Raw genomic sequence first — 15,435 nt, 5'->3', positions numbered from 1 at the left:
CTCGGGCTGGTCGGATGGTTCGTCGTCTGGCAGGTGCTCGACAATCTCGGGAACCTCTCCGAACGTGTTCAGGAGGGCATCGACGAACTCAAACGATGGTTGCTCGACAGCCCGCTCCACGTCACGGAGAAGCAGATCAACGACATTGCCGAAAGTCTGAGCGACACGATCGGCAACAGTACGAGTGAGATCACGTCCGCCGGCCTCCAAGGCGTGACGGTGCTGGTGGAGGTGATCACCGGGCTCCTGCTGGCCATGTTCGCCACCCTCTTCCTGCTGTACGACGGCAAACGCATCTGGCTGTGGTCGCTCAAGCTGGTCCCCACCGCGGCGCGCCCCGGTGTCGCCGGCGCCGGACCGCGCGCCTGGCGGACCCTCACCGCCTATGTGCGAGGCACCATGATCGTTGCCTTGATCGACGCGGTCTTCATCGGCGTGGGCATCTACTTTCTCGGTGTGCCGCTCGCCGTTCCCATCGGCGTGGTGATCTTCCTGTCCTCCTTCGTGCCCCTCGTCGGCGCCGTGGTCTCCGGAGCACTCGCTGTCGTCGTCGCGCTCGTCACCGAGGGCGTCTTCACGGCGCTGATGGCGCTGATGGTCGTCCTGTTGGTGCAGCAGATCGAAGGACACGTGCTGCAGCCGTTCATCCTGGGCCGGGCTGTGCGGGTTCACCCGCTCGCGGTCGTTCTGGCCGTCGCCACCGGAGGCATCGTCGCGGGGATCGGCGGGGCCGTGGTGGCGGTCCCGCTCGTCGCCGTGGGCAACACGGTGGTCGGATACCTCCGCGCCCATCCCGCCGGGAGCGTGACGGACGCGGCGCATTCCCAGGTGCTTCCGGAGGAGGAGCAGGAGGCGGACACCGCGGCGGACACCGAGGAGGGTACGGACCGGTGACCATGTGGCGGCGGGTGCTCGATGCCGGCGTCAGGAGGGCGGACGAACGGCGCGGCGCGGCGCCGCAGTCGCGGCGCCGGGAGTTCGCTGCCGCGCTCGCCCAGGGCGGTCGCCTGGGCCCTTTTCGGGTGGGAGCGCGGCGTGTTCGGGACGGGTCAGTAGTAGTGGCGTCGGCCTCCGACCTGGTGTCCGACGGCTCCGAGGATCCACAGGATGGCGCCGACGACCGCCAGGACGAGCCCGATGGTCCACAGGATGGCGATGCCCGTGATGAATCCGATGATGAGCAGAATGACTCCGACAAGGAGCATGGCGTGCCTCGGTTTCTCATTGGGGCCAGGCTCGGAGCGAGGCCATGGACAGAGGCGAGCGGCGACGCGGTGACGTCCGGCCACCCGTGAGCAGCGACTGCCCGTATCCCGCTGTTGTATGTGTCATCCCGGCGGGCAGGACGTCACGGTGGACAGCCGCCGGAGGGCTCGTGCTCCCTGCTCACGATCGGATCGCTGCCGGCAGCGTTGTGCTTCGGGCCGTGCGACGCCCACGAAAGCTCGACCACGTCGTCCGGGCCTCGCCCCAGCGCCTCCGTCGATGTTCGACGTGTCGGGAGGTCTGAGCCCTGACGGCTGACGAAGATGGTCGTGTCCGTAACCGTCCGAACTGAGGGCGTAGCTGTGAACTGTCACTGTGCTGGGGCGGTCCTGCGGTGAGAGCTGACGAGCCGACGGGGAGTGGGTTGGGTCCCGTACTGGCGTGGGTGCTGGAGCGGTCGCATGACGCGTCCGCCGGTGAACTGCCCGTCCTGTTCGACGAGGCCGCGCGGCGCCTGGGAGCGACACGGGCGCGGATCTACGTGGCCGACGTGCAGCAGGCGGGGCTGGTGGTGCTCCCCCTCCGCGACAGCGCGAGGTCGCGGTCGGATGCCTCGGCAGCGGACGACGGCGACAGACTCGCCATCGACAGCTCACTGGCCGGCCTGGCCTACCGCACCCAGCGGGTCCGATTGGGCAGTGACGGCACCGCCTGGCTTCCGATGATCGACGGGATCGAGCGCGTCGGAGTCATGGAAGCGGGCCCAGGCGTGGACTCCGGCTGGTTGGACTCCTGCAAGGCCCTGGCAAGCCTGGCCACGCTGCTGGTCATCTCCAAGACGACCCACAACGACCTCCTCGTCGCACGAGGCCGAAGCCGCCCCATGACGCTCCAGGCCGAACTGTTGTGGGCGTTCCTGCCACCGAAGACGATCGGGAACAGAGAGGCCACGTCGACCGCTGTGCTGGAGCCGGCCTACGACATCGGCGGCGACGCCTTCGACCACGGATTCACCGACGGGCGCCTGCACCTGACGCTCCTGGACGCCATGGGCCACGACCTCGCCTCCGGCGGTGCCAGCGCGGTCGGCCTGGCAGCCTGCCGATCCACCCGCCGATCCGGCGGCACCTTGCCGGACATCGCCCAAACCATCGACCGCACCCTCGCCCAGTGGATCCCGAACCGCCTCATGACCGGGATCATCGCCGATCTCGACACAGTGAGGGGAGAGCTCACCTGGGTCAACTGCGGCCACCCCGCGCCCCTGCTGATCCGCGACGGTCATGTGCTGACCGCTGCTCTGGAAAGACCTGTTCAGCTTCCCCTCGGCTTCGGATTCCACGCCGAGCTGGCCCCGGCCCAGCACCGTACGCGGCTGGAACCCGGCGACCGTGTCCTCCTCTACAGCGACGGCGTCACCGAAGCACGTTCCACCGGGAATCAACTGTTCGGCGAGACCCGCCTCGCCGACACGATCATCCGCTCCATGGCGGCAGGCGACCCCGCACCCGAAGCCCTTCGCCGCCTGATCGAGAACCTCCTGACGCACCAGGACCATCGCCTCAACGACGACGCCACCATCCTCCTCGCGGAATGGCACCCCGCGCCGACGTGATGTCCTCGGCGGAACGACCGCACCAACCCTCTTCTGGTGAGGCCGTTCCGTAGCAGGGCAGGTAGATCGTGCCGGCCCTCTGCGCCACGGTCGAGACCGGGCAATGCCGCCCGAAGGCACGTGGGGTTCAGGACGTGCCTTCCACGTGGCTTACTTGCTCGGGCGCCATGCCTGCACCGGATGCGACCGTGCTTCGTGCAGGCGCTCAGTCCGCCTTGTTCGCCCGGCGGCGTGACCTTCGCTTCAGCGACTGCCGCTCGTCCTCGCGCAGGCCGCCCCATACGCCCGTCACCTGACGGGAGTCGTCCATGGCCCAGCGCAGGCATTCCTCGCGCACGGGGCAGCGCCGGCAGATCTCCTTGGCCTCCTGGGCCTGGATCAGCGCCGGTGCGCCTGTCCCCACCGGGAAGAAGAGGTCGGGGTCGACATCCTGGCAGGCCGCACGTGCACGCCAGCTGTCCAGCATCATTTCCTCCTGTCACACGGATTCGTAGTCGGTCCGGCCCGCGGGATTCCGGCTCTAGGGCCGCGCGAAGAGCCGAGAGGTCTCGGCCGCCCAGCCGATCCGCGCGGCCTCCCCTCCTTCGGGCACGGCAACGTACGTCTCGCCCAGCCAGCTCCGCAGGCCCGCGCGGTCGACGTCGACCACGGCGAACGCCCGTGCCGGGCCCAGCCGCATACGGACGCGTCCCTCCCTGCCGCCGCGGCGCAGCGGCCACAGCCGGATGTCGCCTTCGCCGCTCAGGACGCGGGTCCCGGAGCGCAGCAGCTCTCGGGAGAAAGTCCAGTCGACAGCTCTGCCCGGCGGAAGCCGGAAGGTGACGCGTACCGCCCAGGGGTCGTCGGGGTCGTACTGGAACGTGGACTCGACGGGCAGCCCGATCCCTCCTTGAACCTGACGAGCTGTGGTGTGCCAGGACCGCACCGGAGGTGTCGGGGGCGGCTGGGTGGTCTCGTGCCGGCTCGATTCAGACATCGTCACCAGTTCCGTCGGGGACATTGCGCCGCTTCCTGAGCGGCGCCGTACCCCGGCTCTCGTAACCCCGGACAAGCATTTCACGCATTCTCTCTGCGAGAGGGGCGTGAAAGGTACGCCTCCGGCTGGATGGATCGGGTCCCCCGGCGAGGGCGAACTCCGGACCAGGATTGCTAGCACCGGGGCGGCGACGCGACAGGGGGATCAACTCCATGGCCGGCACGGCCGGTTACGGCGATGTCGCTATGGCTGGGCCGTACTGGATCCGCCCCGCGCTCGCCGAGGTCGTGGAGCACGCCAGCCCCGGCCGTCGGCGAAGCGGTCGTCAGGGCACCGTCCGATCGGAGAACCCGGTGACCGGGTGAATGTGTTGCCGGGGTCCGGGCAGGCGGATTTCAGGCGGGGAAGGCACCCCGCTGCGAAAGGCACACGGAAGAGGAGGGCGGCTGCCGTCCGTCGGCCGTCCTCGCCTACCGGAGGAGTTGTTTTCGCGTGACTGAGCACGTGTGGAGCTACAAGTCGACCGCAGGCCATCTGGCCGGTACCCAATTGACCGGCTACAAGGTCGAGGCGATCGACGGCAGCATCGGGAAGGTGGACAAGCACTCCGACGAGGTGGGTGACGCCTATCTGGTCGTGGACACCGGGGTGTGGATCTTCGGCAAGGAGGTCCTCCTTCCGGCCGGCACCGTGGTTCGGATCGACGTGGACGAACGGAAGATCTTCGTCGAGCAGACCAAGGAGCAGATCAAGGACGCTCCCGAGCTCCATCGTGACAAGCACCTCGAGGACCCCGACTACCGCCAGCAGCTGGGCACGTACTACGGCCCGGGAGGCCCCTTCGGAGGCCCGCTGGTCTGAACTTTGGTGTGCAGAGGGCCCGAACTCGACGAGTTCGGGCCCTCCTTCATGCCGGTGGAGCTGTTCGGGCGCCGCGGAAACGGAAGCGGGAGCGGGAGCGGCAGCGAGGAGCACGGCGGCACCAACACCTGGGAGACGACACAGCACGTCGCACGGGAGGAGCGGCCAGGGTCACTGGGCCTTGCTCCACCCGGCTGTGCCCGAGTACGACTCGAGCAGGTCCACCACGAAGACCAGGGTCGAGCCCGCCGGGATCAACGGCGAGGGCGACTGATTGCCGTAGCCGAGACGCGGGGGAACGATGATCTCGCGCCGACCGCCGACCTTCATCCCCCGCACCCCCCGGTCCCAGCCCTTGATGACCCTGCCACCGCCCAGGGCGAACTTGAACGGCTGGCCCCCGCCCCAGGAGGAATCGAACTCCTTCCCGGACTCGAAGGTCACCCCGACATAGTGAACCCTGACCACCATGCCCGGCTTCACCTCGGGCCCGTCCCCGACGACCAGGTCCCGGATGGTCAACTCGGTGGGAGCGTCACCCTCCGGAACCTCCACCTCGGGCTTTGTCAGTTCACTCATCTCCGCCTCATCACTCTCCGCCGGAAGCCCTCGCACGGACCAGCCGGACACATGGACACTCCATGCGGCAGATGATCACGCTACCGAGAATGCCGATACCCGGAGCACGCCGCCGGTCTCGTCGAGGAAGACCGGTCCGCTTCACCTGCCGACGCCCGGCGGCGGAACCGTCTCCTCGGGCCGTGGGTGCCGCGCGAACCAGCGTGCGACGGGCTTGTTCCTGTGCATGCGGACGATCCAGCCCCTTCGGTGAGCTGGTCTTGCACCGAGCGCGCCGGTCTCCGGCATCGAGATGCCGGCCTGCTCGAAACGCTCCTCGTTGACGCAGAGGCTGTGCTTGATGCGCGGCCGCCTGGTCGATCCGAGGGCGTTCTGCCACCCGGGATCCGACGCAGCGACCTCAGGAAGGTTCGACCCCCGTCGTGCACCGGGCGCACGTCGGCAAGGCGAGAAGACCCGTGTCGCCGCGACCTCCAGCGCGGGGGGAAGGCCACCTCTGCATGCCGGCGGCAAGAGGACGGAACACGACGATGCCCGGGGGTCGTCGTGTTCCGTCCGGAATCCCACGATTCACCGCTGACAAGCCTTTGCCATGGCGAGGACTTGCCGTCGTGAGGCCTTCACGACGGCGTTCACCGGTCGATAGACCCATGGCATGTATTCCCCCTCTCATGCATCCGCCTTCCGGCGCAGGCGCTGGCGGCTGATCTCGGCAGCCACCGCCGTGCCCCTGCTGGCGTCGGGCCTCGCAATGCTGCAGGCACCCGCACAAGCCGCTCCGAGCAAGCCCACCGTTCCCGCCGAGTCCTCGGCGACCCACAAGGTCACCCTGGTCACCGGCGACGTCGTCACGGTCACCACAACGGCCGATGGCAAGCAGATCGCCGAAGTCGACCGGCCGGACAGCGCCGTCGGCGGCGTGAAGTTCCAGGAGGTCGAAGGTGACTTGTTCGTCATCCCGGACGAGGCTGCGCCGCTGCTGGGGACGGACAGGCTGGACCGGCGGCTGTTCAACGTCACCGACCTGATCGAGATGGGGTACGACGACGCGAAGTCGGCCGCAGTACCGCTGATCGCGACGTACGCCGAGCCGAAGTCCCGTGCGGCGGCCGAGCCGACGGCTCCCCGCGGCAGCAAGCTGACCCGCAAGCTCAAGGGCATCCGAGGTGCGGTGCTCAGCACGGAGAAGCGGCAGGCCCGTACCTTCTGGACCTCCGTCGCCCCGCACGGCAGCGCCACGTTGGGCGCGGGTGTGGAAAAGCTGTGGCTCGACGGTCGCGTGAAGGCCAGTCTGAAGGAGAGCGTGCCGCTGATCGGCGCGCCCGAGGCTTGGGCGGCCGGGTACAACGGCAAGGGCGTCAAGGTCGCGGTGCTCGACACCGGCATCGACGTCAACCACCCCGACTTCGCCGGTCTGATCGACGGCACGGCGAGCTTCGTGCCGGGTGAGGCCATCACCGACGTCAACGGGCACGGCACACATGTGGCCGGCACGATCGTCGGTTCGGGCGCTGCCTCCGGAGGGGACGACAAGGGGGTCGCACCCGGCGCCGACCTGTACGTGGGCAAGGTGCTCGGCGGCGCGGAGGGCTCCGGCCAGGACTCCTGGGTCATGGCCGGCATGCAGTGGGCCGCCGAGTCCGGTGCGGACGTCGTCAACATGAGCCTCGGCGATTCCTACCCCACGGACGGCAGCGACCCGATGTCGCAGACGGTCGATGCGCTCTCCGCCCAGTACGGCACGCTGTTCGTCATAGCCGCCGGCAACTCGGGCCCGGAGAGCATCTCCGCCCCGGGTGCGGCTGCCTCTGCGCTGACCGTGGCCGCCACGGACAAGCAGGACCGGCTCGCGTCCTTCTCCAGCACCGGCCCGCTGGCCCACTCCGGCGGCATGAAGCCGGACATCGCGGCGCCGGGCGTGGACATCACCGCGGCCCGCTCGCAGGAGATGACCGGCGGTGGTGAGGGCTTCTACCGCACCATCAGCGGCACCTCGATGGCCACCCCGCATGTGGCCGGCGCGGCGGCGATCCTGGCCCAGCAGCACCCGGACTGGACCGGCGCGCAGCTCAAGGAACACCTGATGAGCACCGCGAAGGGCCTGGACGGCGGATACTCGCCGTACGAGGTCGGCACCGGCCGCCTCGACGTGGCCGCCGCCGTGCGCAGCACGGTTCGCGGCACAGGATCGCTCTTCTTCGGCAACTACACATGGCCGCACGAGCCGAGCGACGGCGCCGTCACCAAGGACCTGACCTTCACCAACACCGGTTCCGCCGCCGTCACGCTCAACCTGGCGCTGACCGACGGCGGTGGCCCGTTCAGGCTGGGAGCCACCACGGTCACCGTCCCGGCGGGCGGCACCGCCGCCGTGCCGGTGACCGGCGACCCGCAAGCCGCCTCGGCCGGCCGGCACGTCGGCCACGTGACAGCCACCGACGCTGCCACCGGGCAGCCGGTGACCCGCACCTCCGTGGCGCTGCTCAAGGAGGAGGAGCGGTACGACCTGAACATCAAGTTGCTCGACCGGAACGGCAAGCCCGCCACCGGTTGGGTCACCATCAACCTGGCCGGCGACTTCTGGCCGTGGCAGGTCTACGTCCAGGGCTCGACCACCATGCGCATGGCATCGGGCCACTACACCGTCGCGGCCTACCTCGACGTCGCGGGCGAGAAGGCGGACCGATCGGGTCTGGCTGTGCTGGTCGACCCGGAGACCGTGCTCAAGGACGGCGCCGCGGACGTGGTGCTCGACGCGAGCAAGGCACGACTGCTGCAGACCGAGGCGCCACAGCGCACCGAGGACCGCCAGCGCAAGGTCGATTTCAACGTCCACTACAGGGGCCTCGACCCGTTCATGGACTATCGCAGCGCGTACGTGCTGCCGCCGACGTACGACGACGTCTACGTCGCACCGACGGAGCCGATGAAGCAGGGCGAGTTCATGCTGACCACCCGCTGGCGCAAGGGCGAGCCGCAGCTCAGCCTGAGCACACTGGGCGGCCGGCTCCGGTTCGAGGCCCTGGTGCAGGCAGGCAGCGCCCTGGGTACCGCCACGGACAGGCTGGACGCCGTCTACGCGGGCAACGGTGCGACAGCCGCATACGAGAAGGTCAAGGCCGAGGGCAAGGTCGTCGTCATCGAGCGCAGCGACGAGGTCTCGCCCCACGTACGCACCGAGGCCGCGGTCGCGGCCGGCGCGAAGGCGCTGATCGTGGTCAACGACGGTGTCGGTGCCCTGATGGAGTACGTCGGCGAGTCGGCCATCCCGGTCGCCACCGTGCACCGCGACGCGGGCAGGGCCCTGGTCTCGATGGCCAGGACCGGCATCCTCAAGCTGACCGCACAGCAGACCGAGTACACGCCGTTCGTCTACGACCTCACCCGGGAGTACCCCGGCCAGGTTCCGGACCGGGCCCTGGTCTACAAGCCGACCAAGGGTGACCTCGCCCGGATCGATGCCCGCTACTCCTCGGCCACGGGCGGCCGGGCCGCGGAGGGATACCGGTCCGACTTCACGCTCAGTCCGTCGTTCAACTTCCCCGAGCGCGAGTGGCACCCGGGCACCCGCACCGAGTGGGTGACCCCCGGCCAGGTCTGGAGGGAGTTCCACGCACAGGGCATCGACGGAACCCTGCCGTGGGTGATGGTGTCGGGCGACAACACCTACACCAAGGCCAGCACCACCCGGCTGGACTGGTTCGCTCCAGCGACCCGGCCCGGTCAGAGCGAGTCCTTCGGCGTGTACAACTCCCGCTGGCAGAACTACATGACCTGGAACGTGCAGGCGTGGGCCTCAGCCGACGACACCATGCGGTTGGGCGGATTCCTGCCGTGGGGTGAGACGCCGACCCACCTGCAGGTCTTCCAGGGCGACACGCTGATCCACGACAACCCGTCCAGCACGGACATGCAGTGGGTGGAGGTGCCGGCGGGCAACCTGCCCTACCGCGCCGTCCTCGACGCCGAGCGGCCCGGTGATCTCTTCCGGCTGTCGACGCGCACCCACACGGAGTGGACGTTCATGTCCGACACCGTCGACTCGGACTTCTTCGAGCCGTTCTCGGTGCTGAACCTGGACTACAAGCTGGAGTTGGACCTGCACGGCGACGTCAAGGCCAACGCGACCCAGGAGATCGCGCTCAAGCCGGTGTCGATGGGCCTCGGCTCCCTGCCGGGCACCGTCACCACGGTGAAGCTGGACGTCTCGTACGACGACGGCGCGACCTGGCACAAGGTGACCGTGACCAAGGGCGCCGACGGTCGTTGGACGGGCTCGTTCAGGACGGCCAAAAAGCCCGGCGGCTTCATCTCGGTCCGCGCGAGCGCCGAGACGGACAGCGGCTTCAGCGTCAAGAACGAGATCATCCGGGCGTACGGCCTGCGATGAACAGCACTGTCGGGCCCCGGGGAGGTGACTCCCCGGGGCCCTTCCCCCTGAACCCGCTCCCACCAGGGACTATTCAAGGTCTGCCGCCATGGCGCATACTCTCCCCGCTGCGGCAAGGGGAGGGGAATCGATCGCCGATGCTGGATGTTCTTGGCCTCGAACCCGATGACGAGCGCGTCTACCGGGCGCTGCTCGGACGGCCGAACTCCACCGCGATCCTGCTTTCCGACCAGGTCGTCCTCCCGCATGCCCACGTCGACAAGGCCTTGTCCCGTCTGGTCCAGTGGGGGCTGGTGACGAGGTCGGCGGACGACCGGTTCACCGCCGCGCCGCCGGCCATGGCGCTCGGCGCTCTCATCAGCCAGCGCCGGGACGGCCTGCGTATGGCCGAGCACGCCTTGGTGACCTTCGCCGAGGAACACCGAGCGGCGATGACCGGCAACAGCATCAACGACCTGATCGAGGTCGTCTCGGGCGTCGACGCCATCCGCCATCGATTCCTCCAGGTGCAGCAGGCGGCACGTACGGAGGTCCGGTCCTTCATCACCGCGCCGTTCGTCGCCCTGCCGCCCGACGAGAACACGGCCGAACCCGTGGCCATCGGCCGCGGCGTGCAGTTCCGGGCGGTGCTGGACCAGGCCGTGCTGGCAGAGCCGGGCATCATCGACGACGCGATCGACTCACTGCGCAAGGGCGTGCAACTCCGTGTCGCCGACCGGCTGCCGATGAAACTCGTGCTGGCCGACGCCGACCTCGGTCTCGTCCCGCTCGCGGTCACACCGTACGGGGAGCCCGGCGCCGTGCTGCTGCACCGCAGCGGTCTGCTGGACGCGCTGGACGCTCTGTTCGAGACGGTATGGCACAGCGCCCACCCGCTCGCGCTGTCGGCCACGGCCGGAGAATCCGAAGCCACCGTCGCGGTCGGTCCGCAAGGCCCGACCGAGCTCGACCGCAGGATGCTCGCGCTGCTCCTGGCCGGCATGACGGACCTGACGGTCGCGACACAACTCGGCCTGTCACCGCGCACGCTGCATCGGCGGCTGCGTCGTCTCATGGACATGGCCGGAGTCCAGACCCGGATGCAGCTCGGCGCCTGCGCGGTACGAAACGGCTGGGCGGAGCCGCTTCGAACGTGACCGGCAAGCGACGGCGTCGCCCCGCTTCAGCTGCCGGTTCGAGGGGCGGTGTCGCGGACGGCCTGCCGCGGCCTACGGCCTCACGCACGGATGGAACGTCGCTCGCCAGGAGCGCGCTGTGGGCCCCCGTCGCGGCGCGGGCAACGGCATGCGATCAACGACCGGGCACGCGATCATGTGAGTGCGGGGCTCGACACGCGGCTGGAGTCCGTCGGGGTGGGCGGTCCCGGCACGAGGGGCCCGGGCGTGCGGTGTCCTGTGCCCCGTTGGCGGTGTTCAAGTGCGCCACACGCGCAGTAGGAGCAGGGGAAAGCGTGGCCCTACCGGGGCGACCTGGACGGAAGGCACGGCCCATGTCCGAGATCCACCGCCAGATTCTGCCGATCCCTGATGTGACTCGCCCGGGGCCGATCACGTACGACGCCAAGGACCCGGGCACGTCGTTCGCGCCCATCCGGCCGCTGCTGCCTCCGGACGGCGCGCCGAACATCATGCTGATCATGCTCGATGACGTCGGATACGGGGCGCCCAGTGTCTTCGGCGGGCCCTGCCGGACCCCGGCCTTCGAGCGTCTGGCCGAGGGCGGACTCCGCTTCACCCGCTTCCACACCACCGCGCTGTGCTCGCCGACCCGTCAGGCACTGCTGACCGGACGGAACCACCACTCCGTGGGCATGGGCGGCATCACCGAGATCGCCACCTCGGCCCCCGGATACAACTCGATCAGACCCAACACGAAGGCGCCGGTCGCCGAGATCCTCAGACTCAACGGCTACTCCACGGCGCAGTTCGGCAAGTGCCACGAGGTGCCGGTATGGCAGACCAGCCCGGCCGGCCCCTTCGACGCATGGCCGACCGGCGGCGGCGGATTCGAGCACTTCTACGGCTTCGTCGGCGGCGAGACCAACCAGTACGACCCGGCGCTGTACGACGGGACGAGCCCGATCGACCCGCCGAAGACCGCCGAGGAGGGCTACCACCTCACCGAGGACCTCGCCGACCAGGCCATCGCCTGGGTGCGCCAGCAGAAGACACTGATGCCCGACAGGCCGTTCTTCTGCTACTTCGTGCCCGGCGCCACACACGCACCGCACCATGTGCCCGTGGAGTGGTCCGACCGCTACCGGGGCCGCTTCGACCAGGGCTGGGACGCGATCCGTGAGGAGACCCTCGCCCGGCAGAAGGAACTCGGAGTCGTACCGCCCAACGCCGAGTTGACCGCGCGTCATGCGGAGATCCCCGCCTGGGACGAGATCGAGCCCGCGCTGAAGCCAGTGCTGGCCCGGCAGATGGAGGTCTATGCCGGGATGCTCGAGCACACCGACCATCACGTCGGCCGGCTGCTGGCGGCGCTGGAGGAGCTGGGCATCTTCGACGAGACGCTTGTGTACGTGATCACCGGGGACAACGGCGCCTCCGCCGAGGGTGGTCTGCACGGCAGCTTCAACGAGCTGCTCACCTTCAACGGCATGGCCGCGATCGAGACGCCGGAGTTCATGGCCTCCCGCATCGACAAGTTCGGCACTCCGGAGGCGTTCAACCACTACGCGGTCGGCTGGGCGCACGCCATGGACACTCCGTACCAGTGGACCAAGCAGGTCGCCTCGCACTGGGGCGGCACCCGCAACGGCACCATCGTTCGCTGGCCGAGCCGGATCCGGTCCGCCGGGGAGGTCCGCAGCCAGTTCTGCCATGTCGTCGACGTCGGCCCGACGATCCTCGAAGCTGCCGGAATTCCCGAGCCGACGACGGTCAACGGCGTACAGCAGTCGCCGATGGAGGGCATCTCGATGCTCTACACCTTCGACGACGCCGACGCCCCCGAGCGCCACGACCAGCAGTACTTCGAGATGTTCGGCAACCGCGGCATTTACCACAAGGGCTGGTCCGCCGTGACCAAGCACCGCACCCCGTGGGTGATCGGCGGGCAGACCGTGGCGTTCGACGACGACGTCTGGGAGCTGTACGACGGCTCCACCGACCCCACCCAGGCCCACGACCTGGCCGCCGAAATGCCGGACAAATTGCATGAGTTGCAGCGGCTCTGGCTGATCGAGGCCGCCCGCTTCAACGTACTGCCCCTGGACGACCGTACGGCCGAGCGGTTCAACGCCGAGATCGCCGGACGGCCCGAACTCATCAAGACCGAAACCCAGTTGCTGTACGGCGGCATGGGTCGGCTCTCGGAGAGCAGTCTCGTCAACGTCAAGAACAAGTCGTTCTCGATCACCGCGGAGATCGCCTCCACCAACGGCCCTGTCTCGGGAGTCATCCTCGCGCAGGGCGGAAGCTTCGGCGGCTGGAGCCTGTACGCGAGGCAGGGCCGGGCGAAGTTCGCCTACAACCTCTGTGCCATGGAGACGGCCGAGATCGAGGCCGTGAGGCCAGTGCCCTCCGGCGAGCACCAGGTGCGCATGGAGTTCGACTACGACGGCGGCGGCCTCGGCAAGGGCGGCACCGTGTCTCTGTTCTACGACGGCGACAAGGTGGGCGAGGGGCACATCGAGCACACCGTCCCGTTCATCTTCTCGGCGGACGAGACAGCCGACATCGGGCAGGACAGCGGCACCCCGGTCACCCCCGACTACGAGAGCGCCAACGGTGCCTTCACCGGTGACATCCACTGGGTCCAGGTCGACACCGGACCGAACGACGCGGACCACTACATCCGCCCCGAGGACCGCATCCGCATCGCCATGGGACGCCAGTGACCGACGGCGTCACACCGAGGAGAACGAGGGATCCATCGGCCCCTTCGCGGCTGACGGACGAAGCGATCACCCACCTGGAACGTCTTGGCCGGCTCCACGAGCAGGGTGTGCTGTCGGACGAGGGGTTCGCCGTCCAGAAGGACCCCATTCCGAGGGGCTGACGGTGCCCCCGACCCGCGCAGGAGCCGTGGTACTGCTGCGGTGCAAACCGTCGTTGAGACCGCTCTCGACATTGAGGCCACTGCGTATGAGAGGGGGACCCGCAGGCTGGTCACGGCGGTCTTGCCCGGAGCCGCGTCGGTCGGGCCATGATCGTCCCGACCAGTGCCGGCTTCCACGCGGTCAGCCCCGGCAGCAAGGCCCATGCCAGGGGCAGCCGGCCCCGATGGTCAACGGCAGCCCGATTCCCGACAAGCGGCCGGGGAGGGAGCTGCCGACGCGCTGATCCCGACGGCGTACGGACATTGCGTCGGTCAGCAGGGCCAGTGTCAGGGCCGCTCCGACCCTCGAGGAGATCGAGCCCGGTCGGACCGATGGCCACCCCGAAGCCGGTGAACACCATCGGCGCCGACACAGCGGTCGTGGACAGCCGCCGGGAGAACAGGGCGTACCCGGCAGTGACCGCGGCCACGGACCGCCCCTGTCCACGCGCTGCCGCTCACCGGGCCCTCGCCGGTGTGTCGTCGCGGACGCAGCGGAACCCCTGGTTGCCCGTGCTGCTGTCGGGGGAGCTGGAACTGCGGGCGGCGACGCGGTAGCGGCGGCAGTAGGAGGCGTGGCAGAGGTAGGACCCGCCGCGGATCACCCGCTGCACGCCCAACGGTGGGCCGAGCGGATCGTCCTTCGGACTGCCTTCGTAAAAGGCGGGCGAGTACCAGTCCGCGCACCACTCCCAGACGTTGCCGCACATGTTGTGCAGGCCGTAACCGTTCGCGGGGTACGCGGTGACGGGGGCTGTGCCGTACCAGCCGTCCGCGCTGGTGTTGTGGTCGGGAAAGCTGCCCTGCCACACGTTCATCCGGTGCTCACCGCCGGGCTCCAGCTCGTCGCCCCAGGGGAACACGCGTTGTTCGAGGCCGCCACGGGCTGCGTACTCCCACTCGGCCTCGGTCGGCAGCCGCTTGCCCACCCAGGCGGCGTAGGCCGTGGCGTCGTTCCATGAGACGTGGACGACCGGGTGCTCGGCGCGGTCGTGTACGTCGGACCCGGGCCCCTCGGGGTGTCGCCAGCATGCCCCGTGCACCTGCCGCCACCAGGGGGCATCGGCGACCGCCCGGGTGTCTGGAAAGTCGGCGGGCAGGAGCCCGGCGAAGACGAACGACCAGCCGTAACGCTCGGCATCCGTGATGTGCCCGGTCGCACCGGTGAAGTCCAGGAACTCCGCGTTGGAGACGGCACAGCGGTCGATCCGGAAGGGGGCGAGTCGCACCCGATGAACGGGCCCCTCTCCGTCGCCGGGGACGGTCCAGTCGTCTTCCGCCCCTATCAGGAACTCACCGCCGGGGATGCGCACCATGCCGTCCGCCCGCGCGCCGGCCGGGGGCGTGGACGGCACCGTCGTGGTCACATGCCGCGCCGTCTCACGGGACGGACTGCAACAGCTTCCGCTCTGTCCACGTTCCGACATTGATTACCAATCAGGGTCGAATGCGCCAATCCGCTGATGATCGGGCTCCGGTACGTCTGATCCTGGCATCGACACGATGCGCGCGATGCCCACGGTGCCGCCCTGGGATGCTGCCGGGCCTCGAGACATGAAGCATCCCTGCGCCTCGGTCGTTCTCGTGCCGCCCCGACCCCCGCCGGTGCCGGGTACCCCGCACCACGCGTGCCCGGCGCTCCGGATGGCGCACACAGGATGCCGTGTCTGCGACGGTCGGGAGGAATGGATACCAACGGCAGCCACGCCAGGCCGTGCCCCAGTCCTGGAGGACGGATGTCCAGCCCAACGGAACCATCGC

11 protein-coding genes are annotated in these 15,435 nt (G+C 69.1%); 6 read left to right on the top strand and 5 right to left on the bottom strand.

Translation table 11 applies throughout. The annotated features are described in order from the left end of the window. On the top strand, positions 1-894 hold an 894-nt coding region (locus ACFC0D_RS36020; RefSeq protein ID WP_376445623.1), incomplete at its 5' end, for an AI-2E family transporter. A 155-nt stretch (positions 895-1,049) separates the two neighbouring features. Here ACFC0D_RS36020 and ACFC0D_RS36015 read toward each other — a convergent pair. Further along, the gene (locus ACFC0D_RS36015; RefSeq protein ID WP_376445621.1) at positions 1,050-1,205 is read right to left on the bottom strand and encodes a hypothetical protein; all 156 of its coding nucleotides are present in this window, start codon (positions 1,203-1,205) and stop codon (positions 1,050-1,052) included. Between the two features lie 425 nt (positions 1,206-1,630). On the opposite strand from ACFC0D_RS36015, the gene ACFC0D_RS36010 reads away from it, so the two are divergent. Beyond that, a complete protein-coding gene (locus tag ACFC0D_RS36010; protein WP_376445618.1) occupies positions 1,631-2,821 on the top strand; it encodes a PP2C family protein-serine/threonine phosphatase in 1,191 nt (396 codons plus the stop codon). A 205-nt stretch (positions 2,822-3,026) separates the two neighbouring features. Here the strand turns inward: ACFC0D_RS36010 and ACFC0D_RS36005 are convergent, their stop codons facing one another. Next, positions 3,027-3,284: a WhiB family transcriptional regulator gene (locus ACFC0D_RS36005; protein ID WP_376445625.1), complete on the bottom strand. Its 258-nt coding sequence runs from the start codon at positions 3,282-3,284 to the stop codon at positions 3,027-3,029. Between the two features lie 57 nt (positions 3,285-3,341). After that, complete coding sequence (locus ACFC0D_RS36000) at positions 3,342-3,797, bottom strand: SsgA family sporulation/cell division regulator (protein WP_376445614.1); 456 nt, start codon at positions 3,795-3,797, stop codon at positions 3,342-3,344. A 492-nt stretch (positions 3,798-4,289) separates the two neighbouring features. Here ACFC0D_RS36000 and ACFC0D_RS35995 point away from each other — a divergent pair, with 492 nt between their 5' ends. Then, positions 4,290-4,658: a PRC-barrel domain-containing protein gene (locus ACFC0D_RS35995; RefSeq protein ID WP_376445611.1), complete on the top strand. Its 369-nt coding sequence runs from the start codon at positions 4,290-4,292 to the stop codon at positions 4,656-4,658. Positions 4,659-4,829: 171 nt separating this feature from the next. Here ACFC0D_RS35995 and ACFC0D_RS35990 read toward each other — a convergent pair whose 3' ends face one another. Further along, positions 4,830-5,237: an FKBP-type peptidyl-prolyl cis-trans isomerase gene (locus ACFC0D_RS35990; RefSeq protein ID WP_376445608.1), complete on the bottom strand. Its 408-nt coding sequence runs from the start codon at positions 5,235-5,237 to the stop codon at positions 4,830-4,832. Positions 5,238-5,892: 655 nt separating this feature from the next. On the opposite strand from ACFC0D_RS35990, the gene ACFC0D_RS35985 reads away from it, so the two are divergent. The 3 genes from ACFC0D_RS35985 to ACFC0D_RS35975 all read left to right on the top strand — a co-directional run bounded on the left by ACFC0D_RS35985 (position 5,893) and on the right by ACFC0D_RS35975 (position 13,474). Then, complete coding sequence (locus tag ACFC0D_RS35985) at positions 5,893-9,627, top strand: S8 family serine peptidase (protein WP_376445605.1); 3,735 nt, start codon at positions 5,893-5,895, stop codon at positions 9,625-9,627. A gap of 137 nt (positions 9,628-9,764) precedes the next feature. Next, complete coding sequence (locus tag ACFC0D_RS35980) at positions 9,765-10,763, top strand: TrmB family transcriptional regulator (RefSeq protein ID WP_376445602.1); 999 nt, start codon at positions 9,765-9,767, stop codon at positions 10,761-10,763. 353 nt (positions 10,764-11,116) lie between these two features. Next, positions 11,117-13,474, top strand: coding sequence for an arylsulfatase (locus ACFC0D_RS35975; RefSeq protein ID WP_376445599.1), 2,358 nt, complete (start codon positions 11,117-11,119; stop codon positions 13,472-13,474). A gap of 658 nt (positions 13,475-14,132) precedes the next feature. On the opposite strand, the gene ACFC0D_RS35970 is transcribed toward ACFC0D_RS35975, so the two are convergent. Beyond that, positions 14,133-15,101 carry a formylglycine-generating enzyme family protein gene (locus ACFC0D_RS35970; RefSeq protein ID WP_376445596.1) on the bottom strand — a complete coding sequence of 323 codons (969 nt, stop codon included), beginning with the start codon at positions 15,099-15,101 and terminating at the stop codon, positions 14,133-14,135. Positions 15,102-15,435 lie beyond the last annotated feature (334 nt).

It is taken from the genome of Streptomyces sp. NPDC056222 (genome assembly GCF_042264065.1).
GTDB lineage: Bacteria > Actinomycetota > Actinomycetes > Streptomycetales > Streptomycetaceae > Streptomyces.
Note: the sequence above shows the minus strand (reverse complement) of the source record. Positions and strands in the feature narration are given on the sequence as shown.